21 protein-coding genes are annotated in these 23,266 nt (G+C 62.7%); 16 read left to right on the top strand and 5 right to left on the bottom strand.

The features are described 5' to 3' along the window. Positions 1-158 precede the first annotated feature (158 nt). Positions 159-884 carry an HAD family hydrolase gene (locus O3297_RS19400; RefSeq protein ID WP_070281893.1) on the top strand — a complete coding sequence of 242 codons (726 nt, stop codon included), beginning with the start codon at positions 159-161 and terminating at the stop codon, positions 882-884. Between the two features lie 102 nt (positions 885-986). After that, positions 987-2,003: a heat-inducible transcriptional repressor HrcA gene (gene hrcA / locus O3297_RS19395; RefSeq protein ID WP_034778783.1), complete on the top strand. Its 1,017-nt coding sequence runs from the start codon at positions 987-989 to the stop codon at positions 2,001-2,003. 48 nt (positions 2,004-2,051) lie between these two features. On the opposite strand, the gene fur is transcribed toward hrcA, so the two are convergent. Next, positions 2,052-2,483, bottom strand: coding sequence for a ferric iron uptake transcriptional regulator (gene fur / locus O3297_RS19390; protein WP_034778781.1), 432 nt, complete (start codon positions 2,481-2,483; stop codon positions 2,052-2,054). A 195-nt stretch (positions 2,484-2,678) separates the two neighbouring features. Here fur and O3297_RS19385 point away from each other — a divergent pair, with 195 nt between their 5' ends. The 3 genes from O3297_RS19385 to O3297_RS19375 are packed head-to-tail and all read left to right on the top strand — an operon-like array spanning position 2,679 to position 4,466. Further along, positions 2,679-3,302, top strand: a complete 624-nt coding sequence (locus O3297_RS19385; protein WP_070281774.1) for an outer membrane protein assembly factor BamE — start codon at positions 2,679-2,681, stop codon at positions 3,300-3,302. Positions 3,303-3,321: 19 nt separating this feature from the next. Further along, positions 3,322-4,131: a 4-hydroxy-tetrahydrodipicolinate reductase gene (gene dapB, locus O3297_RS19380; protein WP_070281773.1), complete on the top strand. Its 810-nt coding sequence runs from the start codon at positions 3,322-3,324 to the stop codon at positions 4,129-4,131. A gap of 8 nt (positions 4,132-4,139) precedes the next feature. Further along, entirely contained in the window at positions 4,140-4,466 is a 327-nt protein-coding gene (locus O3297_RS19375) for a barstar family protein (RefSeq protein ID WP_305049482.1), read from the top strand. A 42-nt stretch (positions 4,467-4,508) separates the two neighbouring features. On the opposite strand, the gene O3297_RS19370 is transcribed toward O3297_RS19375, so the two are convergent. Both O3297_RS19370 and O3297_RS19365 read right to left on the bottom strand, forming a co-directional pair. Beyond that, a complete protein-coding gene (locus tag O3297_RS19370) occupies positions 4,509-5,756 on the bottom strand; it encodes a CaiB/BaiF CoA-transferase family protein (protein WP_305049480.1) in 1,248 nt (415 codons plus the stop codon). Next, the gene (locus O3297_RS19365; RefSeq protein ID WP_034778773.1) at positions 5,756-6,934 is read right to left on the bottom strand and encodes an acyl-CoA dehydrogenase; all 1,179 of its coding nucleotides are present in this window, start codon (positions 6,932-6,934) and stop codon (positions 5,756-5,758) included. Before O3297_RS19365 ends, O3297_RS19370 begins: the two co-directional genes overlap by 1 nt. A gap of 159 nt (positions 6,935-7,093) precedes the next feature. Here O3297_RS19365 and O3297_RS19360 point away from each other — a divergent pair, with 159 nt between their 5' ends. After that, positions 7,094-7,999, top strand: a complete 906-nt coding sequence (locus O3297_RS19360) for a LysR substrate-binding domain-containing protein (RefSeq protein ID WP_070281770.1) — start codon at positions 7,094-7,096, stop codon at positions 7,997-7,999. Here the strand turns inward: O3297_RS19360 and O3297_RS19355 are convergent. Together O3297_RS19355 and O3297_RS19350 are read right to left on the bottom strand one after the other, a co-directional pair. Next, the gene (locus O3297_RS19355) at positions 7,996-8,397 is read right to left on the bottom strand and encodes a VOC family protein (protein ID WP_231958488.1); all 402 of its coding nucleotides are present in this window, start codon (positions 8,395-8,397) and stop codon (positions 7,996-7,998) included. The two genes, O3297_RS19360 and O3297_RS19355, sit on opposite strands and share 4 nt — an antisense overlap. A gap of 40 nt (positions 8,398-8,437) precedes the next feature. Next, positions 8,438-9,202 (bottom strand): helix-turn-helix domain-containing protein, encoded by a 765-nt coding sequence (locus tag O3297_RS19350; protein WP_305049479.1) that lies wholly within the window; start codon positions 9,200-9,202, stop codon positions 8,438-8,440. Between the two features lie 155 nt (positions 9,203-9,357). Between O3297_RS19350 and leuS the strand changes: the two genes are divergently transcribed. The 10 genes from leuS to O3297_RS19300 all read left to right on the top strand — a co-directional run bounded on the left by leuS (position 9,358) and on the right by O3297_RS19300 (position 23,265). After that, on the top strand, positions 9,358-11,997 hold the full coding sequence (leuS, locus tag O3297_RS19345) for a leucine--tRNA ligase (protein WP_070254710.1): 2,640 nt from the start codon (positions 9,358-9,360) through the stop codon (positions 11,995-11,997). Positions 11,998-11,999: 2 nt separating this feature from the next. Then, entirely contained in the window at positions 12,000-12,590 is a 591-nt protein-coding gene (gene lptE / locus O3297_RS19340; RefSeq protein WP_151097355.1) for an LPS assembly lipoprotein LptE, read from the top strand. A 10-nt stretch (positions 12,591-12,600) separates the two neighbouring features. Further along, the gene (gene holA, locus O3297_RS19335) at positions 12,601-13,617 is read left to right on the top strand and encodes a DNA polymerase III subunit delta (protein ID WP_034778765.1); all 1,017 of its coding nucleotides are present in this window, start codon (positions 12,601-12,603) and stop codon (positions 13,615-13,617) included. 23 nt (positions 13,618-13,640) lie between these two features. Beyond that, positions 13,641-14,912, top strand: a complete 1,272-nt coding sequence (locus O3297_RS19330; RefSeq protein ID WP_034778763.1) for a glutamate-5-semialdehyde dehydrogenase — start codon at positions 13,641-13,643, stop codon at positions 14,910-14,912. Between the two features lie 70 nt (positions 14,913-14,982). Continuing rightward, entirely contained in the window at positions 14,983-15,420 is a 438-nt protein-coding gene (locus O3297_RS19325; RefSeq protein WP_034745744.1) for a CopD family protein, read from the top strand. A gap of 10 nt (positions 15,421-15,430) precedes the next feature. Then, positions 15,431-16,048 carry a 2-hydroxychromene-2-carboxylate isomerase gene (locus tag O3297_RS19320; RefSeq protein ID WP_034778761.1) on the top strand — a complete coding sequence of 206 codons (618 nt, stop codon included), beginning with the start codon at positions 15,431-15,433 and terminating at the stop codon, positions 16,046-16,048. 113 nt (positions 16,049-16,161) lie between these two features. Further along, positions 16,162-17,334 (top strand): class I SAM-dependent RNA methyltransferase, encoded by a 1,173-nt coding sequence (locus tag O3297_RS19315; RefSeq protein WP_070281768.1) that lies wholly within the window; start codon positions 16,162-16,164, stop codon positions 17,332-17,334. Between the two features lie 74 nt (positions 17,335-17,408). After that, positions 17,409-18,689 (top strand): multidrug effflux MFS transporter, encoded by a 1,281-nt coding sequence (locus tag O3297_RS19310; protein ID WP_305049478.1) that lies wholly within the window; start codon positions 17,409-17,411, stop codon positions 18,687-18,689. A gap of 203 nt (positions 18,690-18,892) precedes the next feature. Next, positions 18,893-21,055: an HDOD domain-containing protein gene (locus O3297_RS19305; protein WP_305049477.1), complete on the top strand. Its 2,163-nt coding sequence runs from the start codon at positions 18,893-18,895 to the stop codon at positions 21,053-21,055. 5 nt (positions 21,056-21,060) lie between these two features. Further along, positions 21,061-23,265 (top strand): EAL domain-containing protein, encoded by a 2,205-nt coding sequence (locus O3297_RS19300; RefSeq protein ID WP_305049476.1) that lies wholly within the window; start codon positions 21,061-21,063, stop codon positions 23,263-23,265. The last annotated feature ends 1 nt before the right edge of the window (position 23,266 follow it).

Genomic DNA, 23,266 nt, shown 5'->3' with positions numbered 1-23,266 from the left:
AGCTGAATGATCTTGCCTTGTATCACCCTGTAACAATTTTTCGCCGGGAAGCGCTGGCCCGGCCCCATTTCATGGAGGCGCAGCCATGCCGGCGGCGGCGATCAATGCGACAATAGAGGCAGGCTGCGCACTGTGGCGTGGCATCCACCGTGAATCCCATGTCTCTTGCCCCTGTAAAACCTGCCGTGCCGCCCAAGGCCATCCTGTTCGACCTCGACGATACCTTGTGGCCCATCGCGCCCGTGATTGCCGCAGCGGAAACCCTGCTGCACGACTGGCTGGCCACGCATGCGCCCAAGGTGGCGCAGCAGTTTTCCATCGAGGTGCTGCGCCAGCACCGCCTGGCCATGCTCCATGAACAACCGCATTTCCATGGCAACCTGATCGAGTTACGCCGCGCGGGCTTGCTGGCGGCATTCGAGGCTGCCGGCGAGGATCCTGTCCTGGTCGATGGCGCCATCGCGCAGTTCCTGGCTGCGCGCCATCGCGTCCAGCCGTATGACGACGTCTTGCCTGGCCTTGCCTGGATGGGCCAGCGCATGCTGGTCGGCTCGATTTCGAATGGCAATGCGGACCTTGAAATTATCGGTCTGGCACAGCATTTTAAAGTCTCCATCGCCGCCAGCGATTTCGGCGTGGCCAAGCCTGACGCGAGCATCTTCCTGGCCGCTTGCGCCGCGCTGGGCGTGGCGCCGCATGAGGCCGTGTATGTCGGCGACGACCTGTATTTCGACGTCACGGGAGCGCAAGGGGCGGGCATGCGCGCCGTGTGGATGAACCGCAAGGGCAGCGATGCGCACCTGGCCGCCGGCGTGCAGCCCGACGCCATCTGCGCCAACTTCGATGAATTGCTGCTGTGGCTGCAGGGGCAACTGGAAGATTGATCGCCGCCGGGCGGGCGAACGTGCATAATAGGCGCTGTTGATGCACGTTCGGCCGCTTTCGTTGCCGCTTGCTTAACAACATACTTGCTTAAATAAAACACCATGCAACTCGATACACGTGCCCAAACACTGCTGAAAGCCCTGGTCGAGCGATATATCGCCGACGGCCTGCCGGTCGGTTCGCGCGCCTTGTCGAAAATTTCCGGCCTGGACCTGTCGCCGGCCACGATCCGCAACATCATGGCCGACCTGGAAGAGCTCGGTTATGTGTCCAGCCCTCACACCTCGGCCGGACGCATCCCCACGCCGCGCGGCTACCGCATCTTTGTCGATACCTTGCTGACCGTCCGGCACCTGGACGAGCATCTGGTGGAGTCGCGCATGCGCCTGCAGACGCCGCAACCGCAAAAAACCATCGCCAACGCGGCGCAGATGCTGTCGTCGCTGTCGCAGTTTGCCGGCGTCGTGCTCACTCCGCGCCGCGAATCCGTATTCCAGCAAATCGAATTCCTGCGCCTGTCCGAAAAACGCATCCTGCTCGTCATCGTCGCTCCCGGCGGCGACGTGCAGAACCGTTTATTGCTGACGGAGGCCGACTATACGCCGGCGCAACTGGTGCAATCGGCCAATTACATCAACCAGAATTATGGCGGCCTGTCATTCGATGCCGTGCGCGTGCGCCTGCAGGGCGAATTGCGCCAGTTGCGCGACGATATGGGCAGCCTGATGCAGGCGGCCGTGGAAGCGGGCAGCGAAGCGATGGCCGACCATAGCGATGACATGGTGATTTCCGGCGAGCGCAACTTGCTCAGCGTGAGCGATCTGTCATCGAATATGCATTCGCTGCGCCAGATGTTCGACATGTTCGAGCAAAAAACGGGTTTGATGCAGCTGCTCGACGTATCGAGCAAGGCGACGGGCGTGCAGATATTCATCGGCGGCGAATCGAACCTGGTGCCGATGGATGAGATGAGCGTGGTGACGGCGCCGTATGAAGTCAACGGCAAGATCGTGGGCACGCTGGGAGTGATCGGACCGACGCGCATGGCCTACGAGCGCGTCATCCCGATTGTCGATATCACGGCCAAGTTGCTGTCAAGCGCGCTCAGCCATCATTGATCGTACTGCCTGGCGCGCCAGCCGCCCCGTGGGAGCGGCCAGCTGTGGTCAGGCGGTTTTGTGCGGGCAAGCCGTCTTGATGCAGTTGCCATAGATGGCCAAGGCGTGTTCGGCGATCTTGAAGCCGCGCTCTTCGGCTACCTTTTGCTGGCGCACTTCGATGTCTTCGTCGAAGAATTCTTCGACCCGGCCACAGTCGAGGCACACTAGGTGGTCGTGGTGGGAACCTTCGTTGAGTTCGAAAATCGCCTTGCCGGTTTCAAAATGGTTGCGGTTGAGCAAGCCTGCCTGTTCGAATTGCGTCAGGACGCGGTAGACAGTTGCCAAGCCGACATCCATATTGTCGGCCAGCAGAATCTTGTAGACGTCTTCCGCGGTCAGGTGGCGTACCGGGCTACTCTGGAAGATATCGAGTATCTTCAGCCGTGGCAGGGTGGCTTTCAGGCCGCTTGCCTTGAGATCACTAGGATTGTTACTCATGTTTGTTGCTCGTATGTGGGTCAGGTGCTTTATCATATAGCGTTTTAGCGGGGAGTGCCAAAATATGCATTTTTTGGCAGGCCGGCCACTCCTGGCGTTTTGTTCATCAAATTGAGGTCATTTATGCGCGTAACACCGGCTGTATTGCCATCTCTCTGGCACCGTATTTCATTTCGAGCACCAGTCGTGGCAGGCATGGTCTGTGTCGCGCTGGCCATGTCCGGCTGCGCCAGCCGTGGCATCCTTGGCGAAAAACCGGCAGCTGCTCAAAAAGAAGGCAAGGAACTGGTCCCCGAACAGGGCGCACAAACGACCACCATTACGCCGCTGCAAAAATTCATGTGGTTTTTCTCGCCCTACCGTCCTGACATTCAACAAGGCAACTTTGTCTCCGAAGAGATGCTGGCCCAGTTGAAAGTGGGCATGACGCGCGACCAGGTGCGTTTCGTCCTCGGCACCTCGCTGCTGACCGATATCTTCCATGCCGACCGCTGGGATTATCCATTCCGCCTGGCCCGGGGCAGTGGCGAAACCACCAGCAGCCGCGTGGTCGTGTACTTCGGCAAGGATGGCAAGGTTGAACGTTTCGAAGGCGGCAACTTGCCGACGGAGAAAGAATACATCGACCGTATCGCCGGCCCGTCGCCGTTCGCCAAGGTCGCCAAGGCCGACGTGCCTGCCGCCGCCGTGCCATCGCCCGTGGCGCCAAGCGCCGTGCCTGTGCCGGCCGATGCCGCGCCCGCCATTCCTGTGAGTAAGCCGGAAGTGACGCCTGCACCTGCCGCCGAGCCTGCACCTGCTGCCGAACCCACCAAATAAGTTGCTGTAAGAGAATAAAATGACTGAACTGAAAATTGCCATCGCTGGCGCCAGCGGCCGCATGGGCCATATCCTGATCGAAGCGGTCAGCAATGCGCCCGACGCCGTGCTGGCCGGCGCCCTCGACCGCGCTGGATCGCCTTCCGTCGGCCAGGATGCTGCTGCCTTTCTCGGCAAGCCTGCCGGCGTGCTGATCGCATCCGATCTGGCCACCGGCCTGGCCGGCGCCGATTACCTGATCGACTTCACGCGTCCCGAAGGCACTTTGCAGCACCTGGCGTATTGCGCCGAGCATGGCATCAAGATGATCATCGGCACCACGGGTTTCGATGATGCGGGCAAGGCCGCCATTGCCGCCGCCGCCGAAAAGACGGCCATCATGTTCGCGCCGAACATGAGCGTGGGCGTGAATGTCACCATGAAGCTGCTGGAACTGGCCGCGAAAAGCCTGTCCGAAGGCTATGATATCGAGATCATCGAAGCGCATCACCGCTTCAAGGTCGATGCGCCATCGGGCACCGCCCTGCAAATGGGTGAAGTGGTGGCCGGCGCCCTGGGCCGCGACCTGAAGGAATGCGCCGTGTACGGCCGCGAAGGCGTGACGGGCGAACGCGACCCGTCGACCATCGGCTTTGCCACCATCCGCGGCGGCGATATCGTCGGCGATCATACGGTGCTGTTTGCCGGCATCGGCGAGCGCATCGAGATCAGCCACAAGTCGAGCAGCCGCGTCACCTACGCCCACGGCGCCCTGCGCGCCGCGCGTTTCCTGGCCGACAAGCCGACCGGCCTGTTCGACATGCAGGATGTGCTGTCGCTGAAGAACTGAGGAAGACCATGGCCACTGCCATCCTGAATGGAAAAGACATCACCGACGAAGCGAGCTTTCACGCGCAATGCGTGCAAGCCTTCGGTTTCCCCGAGTTCTACGGCAACAGCATGGACGCCTGGGTTGATTGCCTCAGCTATCTGCGCGATGACGAAAACATGACGCAGTTCCGTTTGAAACCGAACGAAGTGCTCGACATTGTTGTGCAGGATGCGGAAGCAATGAAGGCGCAAGTGCCGGACTTGCTGGAAGAAATCACGTTCTGTATCGCCGGCATCAATGAGCGCTATGACGATTATGGCGAGAAGCCGGCGTTGAAGCTGGTATTGAAGTAGGTCGGATTAGCGCGCAAGCGCGTAATCCGACATACCCAACATTTATACGACCTTGCGTTCGCGCAAACCGTCGATCTGGCCGCCATCGAGGCCCAGCCACTGCTGCAGCACTTCCTGCGTATGCTGCCCCAGCAATGGCGGCGGCAAGCGGTATTGCACCGGCGAAGCCGACAGGCGCACGGGATTGGCCACCAGCGCCACCGTGCCCGCCGTGGGATGCGGCATTTCCACTTTCAAGCCACGCGCCACCACTTGCGGGTCGGCAAAGACCTGGTCGATGCGGTTGACGGGACCGCACGGCACGGCTTGCGCCTCGAAGGCGCTGATCCACTCGGCCGTCGTGCGCATGACCGTGGTCTGGCGCATCAGGGGGATCAGGATCGCCCGGTGTGCCACGCGCTGCGGATTGGTGGCGAAGCGTTCGTCCTGCGCCCATTCCGGGTGGCCGGCGACGGCGCAAAAGCGCGAAAATTGGCCATCGTTGCCGATCGCCAAAATCATGTCGCCGTCGGCCGTGGGGAAGTCCTGGTAGGGCACGATGTTCGGATGGGCATTGCCCATGCGCTGCGGCACCTTGCCGCCGCACAGGTAATTGGCCGCCTGGTTGCCCAGCGCGGCCACTTGCACGTCAAGCAAGGCCAGGTCGATATGCTGGCCCTGGCCCGAGCGTTCGCGTTCGGCCAGCGCCGCCTGCACGGCGATCGTGGCGTACAGGCCAGTCAGGATGTCCGTCTGTGCCACGCCCACTTTTTGCGGCCCCGCGCCCGGCTGGCCGTCGGGCACGCCCGTGATGCTCATCAAGCCGCCCATGCCCTGGATCAGGAAGTCATAGCCGGCGCGCGCCGCGTACGGCCCATCCTGGCCAAAGCCCGTGATGGAGCAGTAGACGAGGCGCGGGTTGAGTGCCAGCAAGCTGGCCGCATCAAGGCCGTATTGCTTCAAACCATCGAGCTTGAAATTCTCCAGCAGCACGTCCGCTTCGGCCGCCAGCTGGCGCACCAGGGCTTGCCCTTCCGGCGCGGCCAGGTCGATGCACAAGGAGCGCTTGTTGCGGTTGGCGCACTGGAAATAAGCGGCCTCGGCGGTGTCGCGGCCATCTGCATCTTTCAGGTACGGCGGGCCCCAGGAGCGCGTGTCGTCGCCGCGGCCCGGCTGTTCAACCTTGACGACGTCGGCGCCCAGGTCGGCCAGCATTTGCCCGGCCCACGGGCCGGCCAGCACGCGCGACAGGTCCAGCACGCGCAAACCGGTCAGCGGCGCGGGCCGCAGGGTGGAAGCCAAGGCGTCCATTAGTTGAACGCGGCGATGCCGGTGATGGCGCGGCCGATGATCAGCGCGTGCACATCGTGAGTGCCTTCATAGGTGTTGACCACTTCCAGGTTGACCAGGTGGCGGATGACGCCGAACTCGTCGGAAATGCCGTTGCCACCCATCATGTCGCGCGCCATGCGGGCAATATCGAGCGCCTTGCCGCAGCTGTTGCGTTTCATGATCGAAGTGATTTCCACGGCGGGCGAGCCTTCATCCTTCATGCGGCCCAGGCGCAGGCAGCCTTGCAAGCCCATGGTGATTTCCGTCAGCATGTCGGCCAGTTTCTTTTGCACCAGCTGGTTCGCTGCCAACGGGCGGCCGAATTGCTGGCGGTCCATCGTGTACTGGCGCGCCTTCAGGTAGCAGTCTTCTGCCGCGCCCAGCGCACCCCAGGCGATGCCGTAGCGGGCGCTGTTCAGGCAGGTGAACGGGCCTTTCAAGCCGCGCACGTCGGGGAAGGCATTTTCTTCCGGGCAAAACACTTCATCCATGACGATTTCACCGGTGATGCTGGTGCGCAAGCCGACCTTGCCGTGGATTTCCGGCGCCGACAGGCCTTTCCAGCCTTTTTCCAGCACGAAGCCGCGGATCGCGCCTTCATCGTCCTTGGCCCAGACGACGAACACGTCGGCGATGGGGCTGTTGGTGATCCACATCTTGGCGCCGGAGAGACTATAGCCGCCCGGTACCTTGCGCGCGCGCGTGACCATGCTGCCGGGATCGGAACCATGGTTTGGTTCCGTCAGGCCGAAGCAGCCGATGAATTCGCCCGTCGCCAGTTTCGGCAGGTACTTCTGCTTGGTTTCCTCGTTGCCGAAGGCATTGATCGGCACCATCACCAGCGACGATTGCACGCTCATCATCGAGCGGTAGCCCGAATCGACGCGCTCGACTTCGCGCGCGGCCAGGCCGTAGCAAACATAGTTCAGGCCGGCCCCGCCGTATTCTTCGGGAATGGTCGTGCCCAGCAAGCCCAGCTCTCCCATTTCGCGGAAGATGGCGGCATCCGTGCGGCCATGGCGGAACGATTCGAGGACCCGGGGCACCAGGCTGCCCTGGCAGTAATCGCGGGCCGCTTCCAGCACGGCGCGTTCGTCGCCCGTCAGTTGTTCTTCCAGCAGCAGGGGGGAATTCCAGTCGAATACGGTTTTGCTCATCACAGGCCTCGCAGGTGAGCGCCGGTGATCGGCGCAAGATTGAATATGGCTCATGGTAGGTTTTTGCCTAGCCTTGCGCAAACGATTTTTTCGCACCCAGACATGCGTGTTGCGCATATCTTGCGGCATACTAGGGCCTTTCACCGGCCGGATACCCCCATGTCACGCAAAATTCCCATGCTGCAAGCCCTGAACTGCTTCGAGGCGGCTGCGCGGCACCAGAGCTACACGCATGCGGCGCGCGAACTGTCGCTGACGCAAAGCGCCGTGTCGCGGCAGATTTCATCCTTGGAAACTTTTCTTGGCGTGCAATTGTTTCAGCGCACGCGCCATGGCGTGTTGCTGACCAGCGCCGGCGCCGCGTATGCGCGGCAGATCGCGGCCCGTCTCGACGGCCTGGAGCGCGACACGCTCGACACCATGGCGCGCCAGGGCGGCGGTGGCGCCTTGCAGCTGGCTTCGGTACCCACGTTTGCCACGCGCTGGCTGATGCCGCGGCTGTCTTCGCTGGCGCAACTGCACCCGGATATCGTCGTGCATATCGACGCGTATACAAAACCGTTCATGTTTGCCGATACGGAATACGACGGCGCCCTGTACGCGGGCACGCCCGAGCAATTGGCGCGCTGGCCCGGGACGCGCGCCACCTTGCTCATGCATGAAGAAATCGTGCCCGTTGCCAGTCCGCGCCTTCTGGCGGCGCGCAGCGCCTGGCAGCCGCAGGATTTGCTGGAACTGACCTTGCTGCAACAAAGTACGCGCCCGGGCGCCTGGCGCCAGTGGTTTGACGCCATGCAGGTCGAGGGAGAGGGGCGCGATGGAGCGCACTATGGCGCCCGTTATGAACTGTTTTCCATGCTGGCCATGGCGGCCGTGCAGGGGCAGGGCGTGGTCTTGCTGCCACGCATGCTGGTCGAAGCGGAGCTGGCGCGTGGCGAATTGCGCATCGCATGCGAGCGCCCACTGCGCGGCCAGCGGGCGTATTACCTGATCACGCCTGAAACGGCGCATGAAAAGACGGCCCTGCAGCAATTGCGCGCATGGCTGCAGGGTGAAGCCGCCTAAACGACCTTGCCGGTATCGAAATGGGGATTGTCGATCAGGCCGATCTGGTTGCCGAACGGGTCGAGCAATTCCACCGTGCGGATGCCGTCGCCCACGTCCGTGATCGGGTGGTGCAGACTGCCGCCCAGTGCCACGATGCGCTCGACTTCCTGCTCGATGCCGTCCACACCCCAGTACGTCACGCTGCCTTGCGTGCCAGGCTGGCCGTCTGGCAGCAAGCCCAGCTCGAAGCCGCCGATGGCGAAGCCGACATAGAACGGCTGGTCGAAGTAGGGCGTGGTATTGAATACCTGGCTGTACCAGGCCTTGGCCTTGTCCAGGTCGGGGACGGGATAGGTGACGGTGCGCAAGCCCTTGATCATGTTCTGCTCCTGGTAAATGAAGAATAACGCCATCATGCCACCGGCGCGCGCGTGGCGATTGTAAAAATGGAAGGTTTCAATGGTGGCGGTGCATAAGCCACGCCTCGGGCGAGCTGCGGGCGAAATCCTGGAAATCGTGGATCAGGTGCGACTGGTCGAAATAGCCAAATTGCAAGGCGACTTGCGCCCAGTCCGGCTGTCCCGCCAGGCTTGTCAGCCCTTGGCTGGCGGCACGAAAACGGCAGATACGGGCAAACAGCTTCGGGCTGATGCCCACTTGCTGGCGAAATTGCAGCGCCAGGTGCTGGCGCGACACGCCCAGTTGCCGCGCCAGGCCATCCACGCGGACCTGGCCGCATGCGCGCTCGATGGCCGCGATGGCATGTTCGGCCGCGCCGGGTTGGCGCCGTGGCGGCACGCTGAGCAGGCGCAGCAGCAGATAGTCTTGCAGAATAGAAATTCTTTGCGCATTGGACAAGGGCTCGCTCCACAGGGCGTCACCCAGGCGCGCCGCCAGTTCGCGGCCCCACAGCTGCTGCAATCCCGTGCGGCCATCGCTGAGTTCACACAAGGGCAGCTGGAAGAATCGGGCCGCCGCGCCCGGCTTGAAGCGGGCCGCCACCGTCTGCACCAGGCCCTGGCTGACGACGGCGATCGGCGCCGTCATCATGCCGACGGCAAAGCTGGCATCCTGCTGGTCCTGGCACAGGATGTCGATGCAATTGTCGGGCAAGACCTGATGCGTCAGGGGCGTGGCGCCCGTTTGCACGCGGCACGTCCAGACGCAGTCCAGCCAGGGCCGCAGGGCGGGGATGGGCGGATATTCCTGGTAGACGATCATGGCCGGACTTGAAGTAAAGAATAATATTGTTGCATACGACACAGCATAATTGTGCGTCCGTCAAAATATGCGAGACCGGGCCGCCAGCGCGCCGCGCTATCGGGCGGCGACAACCAGTATAATGCTCGGTTCATATCCACTATTGGCCGCACATCATGCAAGATAAATATAGTCCCGCCGACGTCGAACAAGCCGCCCAATCGCACTGGAAGGCGATCGACGCCTATAAAGCCGTCGAACACGACCCGCGTTTCCCAAAAGGCAAGTATTTTGCCTGCTCGATGCTGCCTTACCCTTCGGGCAAGCTGCACATGGGTCACGTGCGCAACTATACGATCAATGACGTGATGTACCGCTACCTGCGCATGAATGGCTACAACGTGCTCATGCCGATGGGCTGGGATGCCTTCGGCATGCCGGCGGAAAACGCGGCCATGGCCAACAACGTGCCGCCCGCGCAATGGACGTATTCGAACATCGCCCACATGAAGCAGCAGATGGAATCGATGGGCCTGGCCATCGACTGGTCGCGCGAAATGACTGCCTGCAAGCCCGAATACTACAAATGGAACCAGTGGATGTTCCTCAAGATGCTGGAAAAAGGCATCATCTACAAGAAGACCGGTACCGTGAACTGGGATCCGATCGACCAGACCGTGCTGGCCAACGAACAAGTCGTCGATGGACGCGGCTGGCGTTCGGGCGCGCTGATCGAAAAGCGCGAAATCCCCATGTACTACGCGCGCATCACCGATTACGCGGAAGAATTGCTGGCCTATGTGGATGACAAGCTGCCGGGCTGGCCCGAGCGCGTGCGCACCATGCAGACCAACTGGATCGGCAAGTCGACGGGCGTGCGCTTCGCCTTCCCGCATGAGATCAAGGACGCGAATGGCGCCCTGATCGGCGACGGCAAGCTGTATGTGTTTACCACGCGTCCGGACACCGTCATGGGCGTGACCTTCTGCGCCGTGGCCGCCGAGCACCCGCTGGCCATCCACGCCGCGCAAAGCAATCCTGCGCTGGCCGCCTTCAACGCCGAATGCAAGCTCGGTTCCGTGATTGAAGCGGATATGGCAACGATGGAGAAGAAGGGCATGCCGACCGGCCTGTTCGTCACCCATCCGCTGACGGGCGCACAGGTGGAAGTGTGGGTCGGCAACTACGTGCTGATCACCTACGGCGATGGCGCCGTGATGGGCGTGCCGGCGCACGACGAGCGCGATTTCGGCTTTGCCAAGAAATATGACCTGCCGATCAAGCAAGTCATCGAAGTCAAGGGCCAGGAATTTTCGACGGACGCGTGGCAGGAATCGTATGGCAGCAAGGATGGCGTCTGCGTCGCTTCCGGCAAATACGACGGCCTGCATTTCGCGTCCGCCGTCGATGCGGTGGCCGCCGACCTGGCCGAACTGGGCCTGGGCGAAAAGAAAACCACGTTCCGCCTGCGCGACTGGGGCATTTCGCGCCAGCGCTACTGGGGCACGCCGATCCCGATGATCCATTGCGCCGATTGCGGCGTGGTGCCGGTGCCGGAAAAAGACTTGCCGGTGGTGCTGCCGGAAGACTGCGTGCCGGACGGCACGGGCAACCCGCTGAACAAATACGAAGCTTTCCTCAAGTGCGACTGCCCGCAGTGCGGCAAGCCGGCGCGCCGCGAGACGGACACCATGGATACCTTCGTCGATTCGTCGTGGTACTACATGCGCTATACCTCGCCAGGCAGCAATGACGCCATGGTCGACGCGCGCAATGACTACTGGATGCCGATGGACCAGTACATCGGCGGCATCGAACACGCCGTGATGCACTTGCTGTACGCGCGCTTCTGGACCAAGATCATGCGCGACTTCGGCCTGGTCAAGTTCGACGAGCCGTTCGTCAACCTGCTGACGCAGGGCATGGTGCTCAACGAAACCTACTTCCGCAAGGACGCGGTGGGCAAGACTACCTGGTTCAACCCGGACGACGTGCGCCTGTCCCTCGATGACAAGGGCCGTCCGCAAAGCGCCGTCCTGGTGGCCGACGGCCAGCCGGTGGAAATCGGCGGCACGGAAAAAATGTCGAAGTCGAAGAACAACGGCATCGACCCGCAAGCGCAGATCGAGCAGTACGGCGCCGACACGGCCCGTCTGTTCACCATGTTCGCTTCGCCGCCGGAACAGACGCTGGAATGGTCGGGCAGCGGCGTCGAAGGCGCGAACCGCTTCCTGCGCCGCGTGTGGAACTTCGGCTACGCCCAGTCGGCGACGATCCAGGCCGCACTGGCTGGCGGCGCCGCACCTGCCACGGGCGACGCGCAGAAAAACCTGCGCCGCGAATTGCACAAGCTGCTGCAGCAAGCCGATTACGACTTGAAGCGCATCCAGTACAACACCGTGGTGTCGGCCTGCATGAAGATGCTCAACACCCTGGAATCGGCCAAGCTCGATGACAGCGCGCAGTCGAAAGCGCTGATCGCCGAAGGCTTCTCCATCTTCCTGCGCCTGCTGAACCCCGTCGCGCCGCACATCACGCACGTGCTGTGGCAGGAACTGGGCTACGCTGGCGTGCACGGCGACCTGTTGAACGTCGCCTGGCCGCAGGTCGACCCGCAAGCATTGGAACAGTCCGAGATCGAGATGATGATCCAGGTGAACGGCAAGCTGCGCGGCTCGATCACGGTGTCCAAGGATGCGGACAAGGCCAGCATCGAAGCGGCTGCGCTGGCCTGCGAAAGTGTGCAGAAGTACGTCGAGACCACGCCGAAGAAGATCATCGTCGTGCCAGGCAAGTTAATCAGCATCGTGGTGTAATCATGACGACTTCCTCTCAAGTATCGCTGTTGGGCCGCCGCGCCGTGCTGGCTTTGGGCCTGACTGTTTTGCTGTCGGCCTGCGGCTTTCACTTGCGCGGCTCGAACGGCAGTTTCATGCTGCCGTTCGCGACGATGTACATCGGCTTGCCCGACACGTCGCCGCTGGCGATCGGCCTGAAACGCTATATCCGCGCCATTGGCAGCACGGAGGTGGTGAACACCAAGGATGGCGCCGATGCCGTCCTTGAAGTGCTCAACGACCCGGAGAGGAATCGTACCAAGACCATTTTGTCGCTGAACAATAACGGCCGCGTGCAAGAGTACCAACTCGGCTACGCGATCAATTTCCGCGTGGTGGACAAGGCCGGCAACCAGTTGCTGGCACCGACGACCATCAGCCTGGTGCGCCCGATTACCTTCGACGAATCGCAGGTACTGGCCAAGGAAACGGAAGAAGCGGCGCTGTACCGCGACATGCGCAACGACCTGGTGCAGCAGATCATGCGCCGCCTGGCAGCCATCAAGCCGGTGCTGCCGGCCATGTCGGTGGCGCCAGTGACGCCCGTGACGCCGGTCGCGCCGCAGCAGTAACGGGGACGCCATGCAATTGCGGATAGACGCGCTCGATGGGCATGTGGCCAAGCCGCTGGCGCAGCTGTATGTGATCACCAGCGACGAACACTTGCTGGCGCTGGAAGCGGCCGACAAGATCCGCCGCGCGGCGCGTGCGCAGGGGTACTCCGAGCGCGACGTGCTGACGGTGGAGCGCAGCTTCAAGTGGGGAGAACTGCTGGCCGCGAACCAGGAGCTGTCGCTGTTCGGCGACAAGAAAATGATCGAGCTGCGCATCCCTACCGGCAAGCCGGGCAAGGATGGCGGAGCGGCGCTGCAAAGCTATGCGAAAAATCTCAGTCCAGACAACCTGACCCTGATCACCTTGCCCAAGCTGGATTGGGCGACGCAAAAGGCGGCCTGGGTCGCCAGCCTGCAGCAGGCGGCCGTGTATATCGACATTCCGAATGTGGAACGGGCGCAGTTGCCTGCCTGGATATCCCAGCGCCTGGCGGCGCAGGGGCAAAGCGCCGAACGGGCCAGCATCGACTTCATCGCCGAACGGGTGGAAGGCAATTTGCTGGCGGCGCACCAGGAAATCCAGAAACTGGGCTTGCTGCATGCCGCGGGCAAGCTGACGTACGAGCAAGTGCAGGACGCGGTGCTGAACGTGGCCCGCTACGATGTCTTCAAGCTGTCCGAAGCCATGCTGGCCGGCGACCCGGCGCGCCTGGTGCGCATGCTCGAAGGCTTGAAAGGCGAGGGCGAGGCGCTGCCGCTGGTCTTGTGGGCCGTCTCCGAAGAAATCCGCACGCTGTTAAAATTGAAGGCCGGCATGGCGCAAGGGCGTCCATTGGGCGCGCTGCTGAAGGAATACCGTATCTGGGGGCCGCGCGAGCGGATGATGGAACCGGCCCTGCGGCGCATTTCGCTACCCGTGCTGGAAGCGGCGCTGCAGCAGGCGGCGCAGGTGGACAAGATGATCAAGGGCTTGCGCGCCAAGGGCTACGCGGGCGATGCCTGGGATGCCATGCTGCAGCTGGGTCTGAAGATCGCCCGAGGCTAGTTTTTTACTATATGGATACGAGCATGGACATCACAGAATATATGCAGGACGTGGGCACGCGCGCGCGCGCCGCCTCGCGCGCCATGGCGCGTGCCGACAGCGCCACGCGCAACCGTGCCTTGAGCCTGATCGCCGCCGCCATCGTGCGCGATGCCGATCTGCTGCGCGCGGCCAACCAGCGCGACCTCGATGCGGCCGCCGCCGCCGGCCTGGCGCCGGCCATGCTCGACCGCCTGACCCTGTCCGACTCTGCCATTGCCACCATGGTCGAAGGCTTGACGCAGATCGTGTCGCTGGCCGACCCGATCGGCGAAATCTCGAACATGAAATTCCGCCCGACGGGCATCCAGGTGGGGCAGATGCGCGTGCCGCTGGGCGTCATCGGCATCATCTATGAAGCCCGTCCGAACGTGACGGTGGACGCGGCCGGCCTGTGCATCAAGAGCGGCAACGCGACGATCTTGCGCGGCGGCTCGGAAGCGATACACTGCAACCGCGCGCTGGCCAAGCTGGTGGCCGAGGGCTTGCAGGGTGCCGGCCTGCCGGCCGATGCCGTGCAAGTCATCGACACCACCGACCGCGCCGCCGTCGGCGCTCTCATCACCATGCCGCAGTACGTGGACGTCATCGTGCCGCGCGGCGGCAAGGGCCTGATCGCGCGCCTGATGAGCGAGGCTACCGTGCCGATGATCAAGCACCTCGATGGCATCTGCCACGTCTATATCGACGCCAAGGCCGATATCAGGAAGGCGATCGATATCGGCTTCAACGCGAAGTGCCACCGCTACGGCACCTGCAACACCATGGAAACCCTGCTGGTGTCGCGCGCCGTCGCCGCTACCGTGCTGCCGCAGCTGGCCGAACTGTACCTGACCAAGCAGGTGGAACTGCGCGCCGATCCGGAAAGCCATGCGATCCTGGCCGCCGCCGCTTATCCGCACCTGGTGCCCGCCACCGAGGAAGACTGGTCCACCGAATACCTGGCGGCGATCCTGTCGGTGAAAGTGGTCGACGGCATCGACGAAGCGATGGACCACATTAACCAGTATTCGTCCAAGCATACGGAATCGATCATCACGGAAGACTACAGCGATGCGCTGCGCTTCCTGCGCGAAGTCGATTCCGCCTCGGTGATGGTGAACGCGTCGACGCGTTTCGCCGACGGCTTCGAATATGGCCTGGGCGCCGAGATCGGCATCTCGAACGACAAGCTGCATGCGCGCGGCCCGGTAGGACTGGAAGGTTTGACCTCGCTCAAGTACGTGGTCTTTGGCCACGGCGAAGTCCGTAAATAGTCTCTTTCGCGGGCTGCCCACAAGGCGGCCCGTGCTCTCGTTTCTCTCCACCTCCGACACTGGAAACCCCATGCTCTTTCTCTGGACCAAAGCCTTCCACATCATCTTCGTCATGTCCTGGTTTGCCGGCCTGTTTTACTTGCCGCGCATCTTCGTGAACCTGGCGATGGAGACGGAAACGGTAGCCACCGAGCGCCTGCTGCTGATGGCGCGCAAGCTGTACCGTTTCATGTCGCTGCTGGCGCTGCCGGCCATGGTGCTGGGGCTGGCGTTGATGTGGATGCTGTACGGTGGCGGCGAGGGCCGCATGAAGATGCCGGGCTGGATGCACGCCAAGCTGACGTTCGTGGTGCTGCTGCTCGGCTATCACCATGCCTGCGGTTCCATCCTGCGCAAGTTTGAAAAAGGTCTCAACAAGCGCAGCCACACCTGGTTCCGCTGGTTTAATGAAGTGCCGGTGGTGATGCTGCTGGCCGTCGTCGTGCTGGTCGTGGTCAAGCCTTTCTAAGGGAGTCGAGATGAGTGCAAGTCAGAGCAAAGTCGTGCAGTATTTCTTCGCCCCCCACTCGCCATGGACCTATCTGGGTCATGCGCGCCTGATGGCCATCGCCGCGAAGACGGGTGCCCAGATCGACGTGCGCCCTTTTGACCTGGGCAAGGTCTTCAGCGTCTCGGGCGGCCTGCCGCTGGCCAAGCGCGCACCGCAGCGCCAGGCGTACCGCCTGGCAGAATTGGCGCGCTGGTCGGCCTTTTTGCAGGTGCCATTGACCTTGCAGCCAAAGTTCTTCCCCGTGTCGCCGGAAGCTTCTGCCAAGCTGATCATTGCCACGCGCCTGGCGCACGGCGTGGAAGCATCGCTGAACCTGGCGCACGCCATCATGCGCGGCCTGTGGGCTGAAGAGCGCAACATCGGCGACGAGGAAACCCTGGTGCAGATCGCGCTGGATGCCGGTTTCGATGGCCGCCAGCTGCTGAAAACGTCGGAGACGGCCAGCGTGCAGGCCGAATACGATGCCAATACGGAAGCGGCCACCGCCGCCAGCGTCTTCGGTTCGCCGTGGTATATCGTCGATGGCGAAGGGTACTGGGGCCAGGACCGCCTCGATTTTGTCGAACGGGCGCTGGAGAAGTTGTAGGTCGGATTAGCGCTGCGCGCGTAATCCGACAGGTTCTGAAATTTTTAGTTAATTGTTTTTCAACGGATAAAAGGTACACCATGGCTTCATATTTTTGCCCATGCCCGCGCGGCATGGAAGCGGCGCTGGCCGAGGAACTGGGCGAGATCGCCCAGGATAGTGCGACCATGAAGGTCCACAACCAGGTACCGGGCGGCGTACACTGCTCCGGCGACCTGCTGGACTCCTATCGCATCAACCTGCATTCGCGCATCGCCTCGCGCGTGCTGATGCGCATGGCCCATTCCGGCTACAAGACGGAAAACGATATCTATGACCTGACCCTGGCGCAATCCTGGGAAGACTGGTTCGGCGTGCACCACACGATCCGCGTCGACGTCACGGCCGTCAAATCGCCGCTGCGCAGCCTGGAATTCACGACCTTGAAAATCAAGGATGCGATCTGCGACCGCTTCCGCGACCAGTTCAACGAGCGCCCATCGGTCAACACCAAGACGCCGGACATGCGCATCGTCGGCTTCCTCGACGCACACACGTTTACCGTCTACCTCGACACCTCGGGCGAAGCGTTGTTCAAGCGCGGCTGGCGCGAAGAGACGGGCGACGCGCCGCTGCGCGAAAACCTGGCCGCCGGCCTGCTGCGCGTGTCGGGCTGGAAGCCCGGCATGGTGCTGTTCGACCCGATGTGCGGTTCCGGCACCATCCTGGCCGAAGCGGCGCAGATGCTGCAGGGGATTCCACCGGGCGCCTCGCGCCAGTTCGCGTTTGAAAATTTCCACGACTTCGATCCGGCGCCGTGGAATGCCATGAAAAACGCCATCAAGGTCAATCCGCTGCCAGCCGAACCGACCATTTTCGGCAGCGACATCTCGGGCGACATGGTCGCCATGACGCGCCACAACCTCCGCTGCGCCGGCGTGCGCTTCGATGTGCCCTTGAAACAGATCGAGGCGCAGGAAGTCAAGCCGCCAAGCGAGGTGCCGGGCATCATGCTGACCAATCCGCCGTACGGCGAGCGTATCGGTGTGCGTGGCGACAGCACCATCCCGGAAGATGAACTATCGACTTCCTTCTATTCGGCCATGGGCACGACCCTGAAGCAGCGTTTCGCCGGCTGGACCGTGTTCCTGTTCACGGCCGACCTGGGCCTGCCCAAGCTGCTGCGTTTGAAGGAAGCGCGCAAGACGCCTTTCTTCAATGGCGCGCTGGAATGCCGTCTGTTCCGCTTTGACATGGTCGCAGGCTACAACCGCCGTGAAGAAGCCAAGCCCAAACCACAGCAGTAAGCGTTCACCGTAAGACACCCGCAGTAACCCCGCGCGCGGACTGAAATGGGTCCGCGCGCCACTTTGGACCCGCCATGTTTCCCACCCCTCCGGCCGATGTGCCGCCCGACCCGGTTACCCCCGTTCCGCCTCCCACGCCGAGCCACATGGCGCCGTTGAGCCGCGGTGCGCTGGCGATGATGCTGGCCGGGCTGTCGATGCTGGGGCCCCTGTCGATCGACACGTATCTGCCCGCGTTTGGCGCGATCCAGGGTTCGCTGCAGGCCTCGCCGCTGGAAGTGCAGCAGTCGCTGACGTTCTACATGCTGGCCTTTGCCGGCATGGTGCTGTGGCATGGCGCGATCTCGGATACCTTCGGCCGGCGCAACGTCATTCTCGTGTCCCTGCTGATGTTTGCCATCGGCTCGCTCGGCTGCGCTTCGGCGCACACGGTGCACTATCTGTGGTTCTTCCGCATCATGCAGGGCGTCTCGGCCGGCGCCGGCGTGGTGATCAGCCGCGCCATCATCCGCGACCTGTATGCCGATGCGGCGGCGGCGCGCCTGCTGTCGCTGGTGACGATGATCTTTTCCATCGCCCCGGCCGTGGCGCCGATTTTCGGCGGCTGGATCGTCATCTGGTTCGACTGGCGCTCGATCTTCCTGTTCCTCGCCTTTTACACGGTGGTGCTGCTGGCGTTCTGCTACTGGCGCCTGCCCGAAACCCTGCCTTTGGCCAGGCGCCAGCCGTTCAATCCCCGTTTCCTTGCGTCGAGCTATGGCCAGATCCTGCGCTCGCCCCTGTTCCACATCAAGGCCGGCATCGTCGCCCTCAATTTCGCGGGCCTGTTCCTGTTCATCACGGCCGCGCCGGAAATGCTGCCCAGGCAGCTGGGCCTGGGGCCATCGCAATTCGGCTGGCTGTTCATTCCCTGCGTGAGCGGCATCTTCATGGGCGCCGCGGCGGCCAACCGCATCGCTGGCAAGGTCACGTTCGCGCGCCAGATCGGCATCGGCTTTGCCTTCCTGCTGTGCGCCGCCAGCGTCAATGTCGTGTATCACCTGTTCCTGCCGCCATCCTTGCCCTGGTCGGTGCTGCCCCTGTTCTTCTACACTTTCGGCATGTCGCTGGTGGGACCCGGCGCGACCCTGCTGGCGCTCGATCTGTTTCCGCATATCCGCGGCACGGTGGCCTCGTGCCAGTCGTTTGCCAGCACCATGCTCGGCGCCGTGGTGGCCGGCGTGATCTCGCCGCTGCTGTCCGGTTCCGTGTTGTGGCTGGCCTCGGGCCAACTGGCGTTTACGGGCCTGGCACTGGCGCTGTGGCTGATATCGCGGCGCTTCCGCCACCGTTTGCTAGGTTCCTTCAAGGCATAAGTTTCCACTGTAGAACGCTGGATTTATTTCAACTTAATTTTCTATATTGCAAGTAATATCCGGCGCTTATGATAAGATGAGTTCTTTCCCGGCATCCTCTCAGGCAATAGATTTTTTGGTTACAGGAGTGGAGGATTCCTCTGAACGTGGCCGCGCTTCGCTGCTGAGCGCTCATCCTTTTCGAACCGGCAATGCCTGATACGATGCATCAATCTGATCAAGATATTCGCAATCGCCTGCTGATTGCCCGCCTGCCGGCCATGCCGCAGATCCTCCTCAAGCTGATCGCCCACCTGCAGGCCGACGATGCCGGCATGCCTGAGCTGGCCGCCCTGATCGCCAAGGATGCGGGCATGACCAGCAAGATCCTCGGCGTGGCCAACAGCTCGGCCTATCATCGCCAGAGCAAGGTCGTCAGCCTGGAACAATCGCTCGTCTCGCTGGGCACGGACATGATCAAGACGCTGGTCATCAGCGAATCCGTCTTCCAGACCTTCAACAGCTTCCCCCATTCCGGCAGCACGGATTTGCGCGCCTTCTGGAAAAGTTCGCTGTCGGCCGCCGTCATGGCGCGCGCGCTGGCCAAGGCCATGGCCTATCCGCATGTCGAGGAAGCGTATCTGGCAGGATTGCTGCACAACGTGGGCCGCCTGGCCTTGCTGGCCACGGCGCCGAAGGAATACGCCTTCAATTTCACGGCGCGCGACGATGCCGCCCTGTGCGCGGTGGAGCAGCGCACCTTGCAGATCACGCATGCCGAAGCGGGCGCCTGGCTGATCGAGCGCTGGCATCTCGACTCCTTCCTGGCCGACAGCGTGCTGTATCACCATGAACCGCTGGCGCGCCTGGAAGCGAGCCATCCCCTGATCCGCATCGTGCGCCTGGCGCACCTGCTGTGCAGCCATGCCGACGATGCGGACGAGGCCGAGTCCATCACGCAGGCGGCAAGCCTGTGCGCGCTGGATGTCGAGGTACTGGAAGACCTGGCCGGCAGCGTCGCGCGCCAGGTGGAGCAGGCCGCGCAGCACCTGGGCATCGACCTGGCCGGCGCGGATGATATCGCCACGCCGCCCGCGTATGCGCCGCCGTCCGTCGATCCGGTGCAGCAGCGCCTGTCCGATGAAGTGCGCAACATGGTGCTGGTGTCCGAAGTGGGGCAGACTTTCGCCCGCCAACAGGGCGAGAGCAGCCTGCTGGAAGCCATCACGCGCTCGGCGCGCATCCTGTTCGATTTCGACACCGCCATCATCCTGCTGCAAAACCCCACCGGCCATGCGCTGGTGGGCGTGGCGGCGGGCGAACATCAGCAGCGCCTGGCAGGGTTCTCGATCCAGTTGGCCAAGGGCGGCCCGCTGGCTGCCTCGGCGCTGGAGTGCCAGTTGGCGTTCCTGAAACGCGACATGCCGGCGCTGGGCATCGTCGAGGAGCAGCTGTTCCGCATTCTCGGTACCGACAGCCTGGTCTGCGTGCCGTTGGTGGCGGGCCAGCGCAGCCTGGGCGTGCTGATTGGCGGCGTGGCGGCGTGGCAGATTCCCGCTTGCCAGAAGCGCGAGGGTTTCCTGCGCGCGTATGCCAACCAGGCCGCCACGGCGCTGGAAACGGCCATCAGCGCGCGCGGTCTGGCGCGGCGCCAGCTCGATCACGTGGCCGAGGAATACCGCGCCGCGTCGCGCCGCGTCGTGCATGAAGTGAATAACCCGCTGTCCATCATCAAGAATTACCTGAGCGTGCTCGATCACAAGCTGGAGAAGCAGGAGCCGGTCACGGGCGAGATGTCGATCCTGAACGAGGAAATCGACCGGGTCGGCCAGTTGATCAGCGGCCTGGCCGATCTGCAGCCGGTGGCGGCCAGTGGCGTCACCGATTGCGCGCGCGTGGTCGACGACGTGCTGCGCCTGTTCCGCGCCACCGATTTCCTGCCGTCGAAGATCGAAGTGGTCACGCGCATGCAGGACGCGCCATGCGAGGTGGAGGCCGATGCCGACACGCTCAAGCAAATCCTGCTCAACCTGCTGAAAAACGCCGTCGAAGCCCTGCCCGACGGCGGGCGTATCGAAGTGTCTAACCGTGGCCACGTCAACCGCGACCGCCGCCTGTACCTGGAACTGTGCGTCAGCGACAATGGCGCCGGCCTGTCTCCCGACGTGCTGGCCAATCTGTTTTCCCCTGTGCGCAGCAGCAAGGAAGGGGCGCATCACGGCCTGGGTTTGTCCATCGTGCATGACCTGGTCACGCGCCTGCATGGCATGATCGGCTGCCGCAGCAGCAAGTCCGGCACCTCGTTTGAAATCTTACTGCCCATTCCCTTGCCGACGAGCGCTGCAGCCGCGCTGCCGGCGCCGGGCAATACCGCCTTGTCTTCGTAACGTCCATGAACTCCTCCGCCATTCCGTTTGACCTGGAAAACAGCCCGCGCATCCTGCTGGTCGACGACGAGCCCCGTTTGCTCGCTTCCCTCCACGAACTGCTGAAGGACCGCGGCTACCAGCTGCACACGGCCACCTGCGGCAGCGAAGCGCTGGCGCAGTTGTCGAAACTGCGCTTCGACCTGATCCTGCTCGATCTGCGCCTGCCCGACATGAGCGGCCATGAAATCATGGACCATATCAACCGGCGCGGCATCGAGGGCGACGTGATCGTCATGAGCGGCGACGTCGGCATCGAGGCGGCCATCGGCGCCCTGAAGCGTGGCGCCTACGATTATCTGCGCAAGCCGTACAGCCGCGAGGAGCTGCTCAAGACGGTGGAGAATGCGCTGCAAAAGCGCAAGCTGGCGCTGGAGAACGAGCGCATCGCGCTGCAGCTGGAAAACTCGGAAAAGATGTACCGCTACCTGGTCGACAGCTCGCCCGACATCATCTATACGCTGAACCACGAAGGCCGCATCACCTTCATCAACGACAGGGTGCACCAGTTGCTGGGCTTTAGCCGCGAAGAGCTGATCGGCAGCCATTATTCCATCCTCGTGCACGATGAAGACCAGGAGCGGGCCCGCTATGCCTTCAATGAGCGCCGCCTCGACGAGCGGGCCTCGCGCAATGTGGAACTGCGCCTGAAGTGCCATAGCGGCAGCGGCAGCGACCGTACCTTCAACAACACGCTGATGACGATTCCGCTCAATTCGATCGGCATGCACAGCCACGATCAGGAAGCGAAAAAGCAGGAGTACCTCGGCACCTACGGCGTGGCGCGCGACATCACCGACCGCAAGCGTGCCGAGGAAGTCATCTCCTACCAGGCCTACCACGACATCCTGACGGACCTGCCGAACCGCATGCTGTTCAAGGACCGCCTGGGCCTGGCCGTGATCCAGGCGCGGCGCAAGCTGACGGAACTGGCCGTGATGTTCATCGATCTCGATCGTTTTAAACTGGTCAACGATACCCTGGGCCATGTGAAGGGCGACGAACTGCTGCAGCAGGTGGCGCTGCGCCTGAAGGACTGTTTGCGCCGCGGCGATACCCTGGCGCGCCAGGGCGGCGATGAATTCACCATCGTGCTGCCGGAACTGCGCGACCGCCAGGATGCGCGCCTGATCGCCGACAAATTCCTCGAATGCCTGCACCAGCCGTTCGACCTCGATGGCAACCAGGTGCATATTTCGGCTTCGATCGGCATCGCCATCTATCCGGGCGACGGCGAGACCATCGACGAGCTGCTGCGCCACGCCGACATCGCCATGTACCAGGTCAAGGCGCTGGGCAAGAATGGCCACAGTTTTTATCACGAGTCCATGCTCGACGTGTCGCACCAGAAGATCGCCCTCGAGCAGAGCCTGCGTAAGGCGCTGGAGTTGAACCAGCTGGAGATGTATTACCAGCCGCAGGTGGACGTGATGACGGGCCGCATCGTTGGCGCCGAAGGCCTGATGCGCTGGAACCACCCGCAGCGGGGCTTGCTGACGGCCGGCGAATTTTTGCCGTTCGCCGAGGAAAACGGCTTGATGCTGCCGATCTCGGACTGGATGCTGGGCGCCCTGTGCCGCGACCTGGTGCAGTGGAACGCGGCCGGCGGCGAAGCCGTGCGCCTGTCGCTCAATTTGTCGCCGCAATACCTGGACCGGGGCGACTTTTTCGAGAAGATGCGCGGCGCGCTGACGCGCTATGGCATCGCGCCTGAAAAGATCGAAGTGGAAATCACGGAAAACATCTGCATCCGCAACCCGCAGTATGCGATCGAGCAGTTGAACAAGCTGTGCCAGTTGGGCGTGTCGGTCGCCATCGACGATTTCGGCACCGGCTATTCCTCGCTGTCGTACCTGCACCGCTTCCCCATTCACACCATCAAGATCGACCAGTCGTTTGTGAAGGAAATCCACGACGAGCACGGACACTACCCCGTCATCCTGGCCATCATCTCGATCGCACGCGGCCTGGGCCTGCACCTGATTGCCGAAGGCGTGGAAACGGAAGGGCAGGCGCGCTACCTGCAGGACAAGGGCTGCACCACGATGCAGGGCTATCTGTACCACCGGCCCATTTCGCTGGGCAGTTTCATCGGCGTGCTGCAGGAGCAGAACCGGTTGATCGCCAACGCCGCCCCCGCGTTGTCCCAGACGCTGGCCATCGAGGCTTGAC

Source organism: Janthinobacterium sp. SUN128 (assembly GCF_030587275.1).
Lineage (GTDB): Bacteria > Pseudomonadota > Gammaproteobacteria > Burkholderiales > Burkholderiaceae_D > Janthinobacterium > Janthinobacterium lividum.
This window is presented reverse-complemented; position numbering and strand designations above follow the sequence as displayed.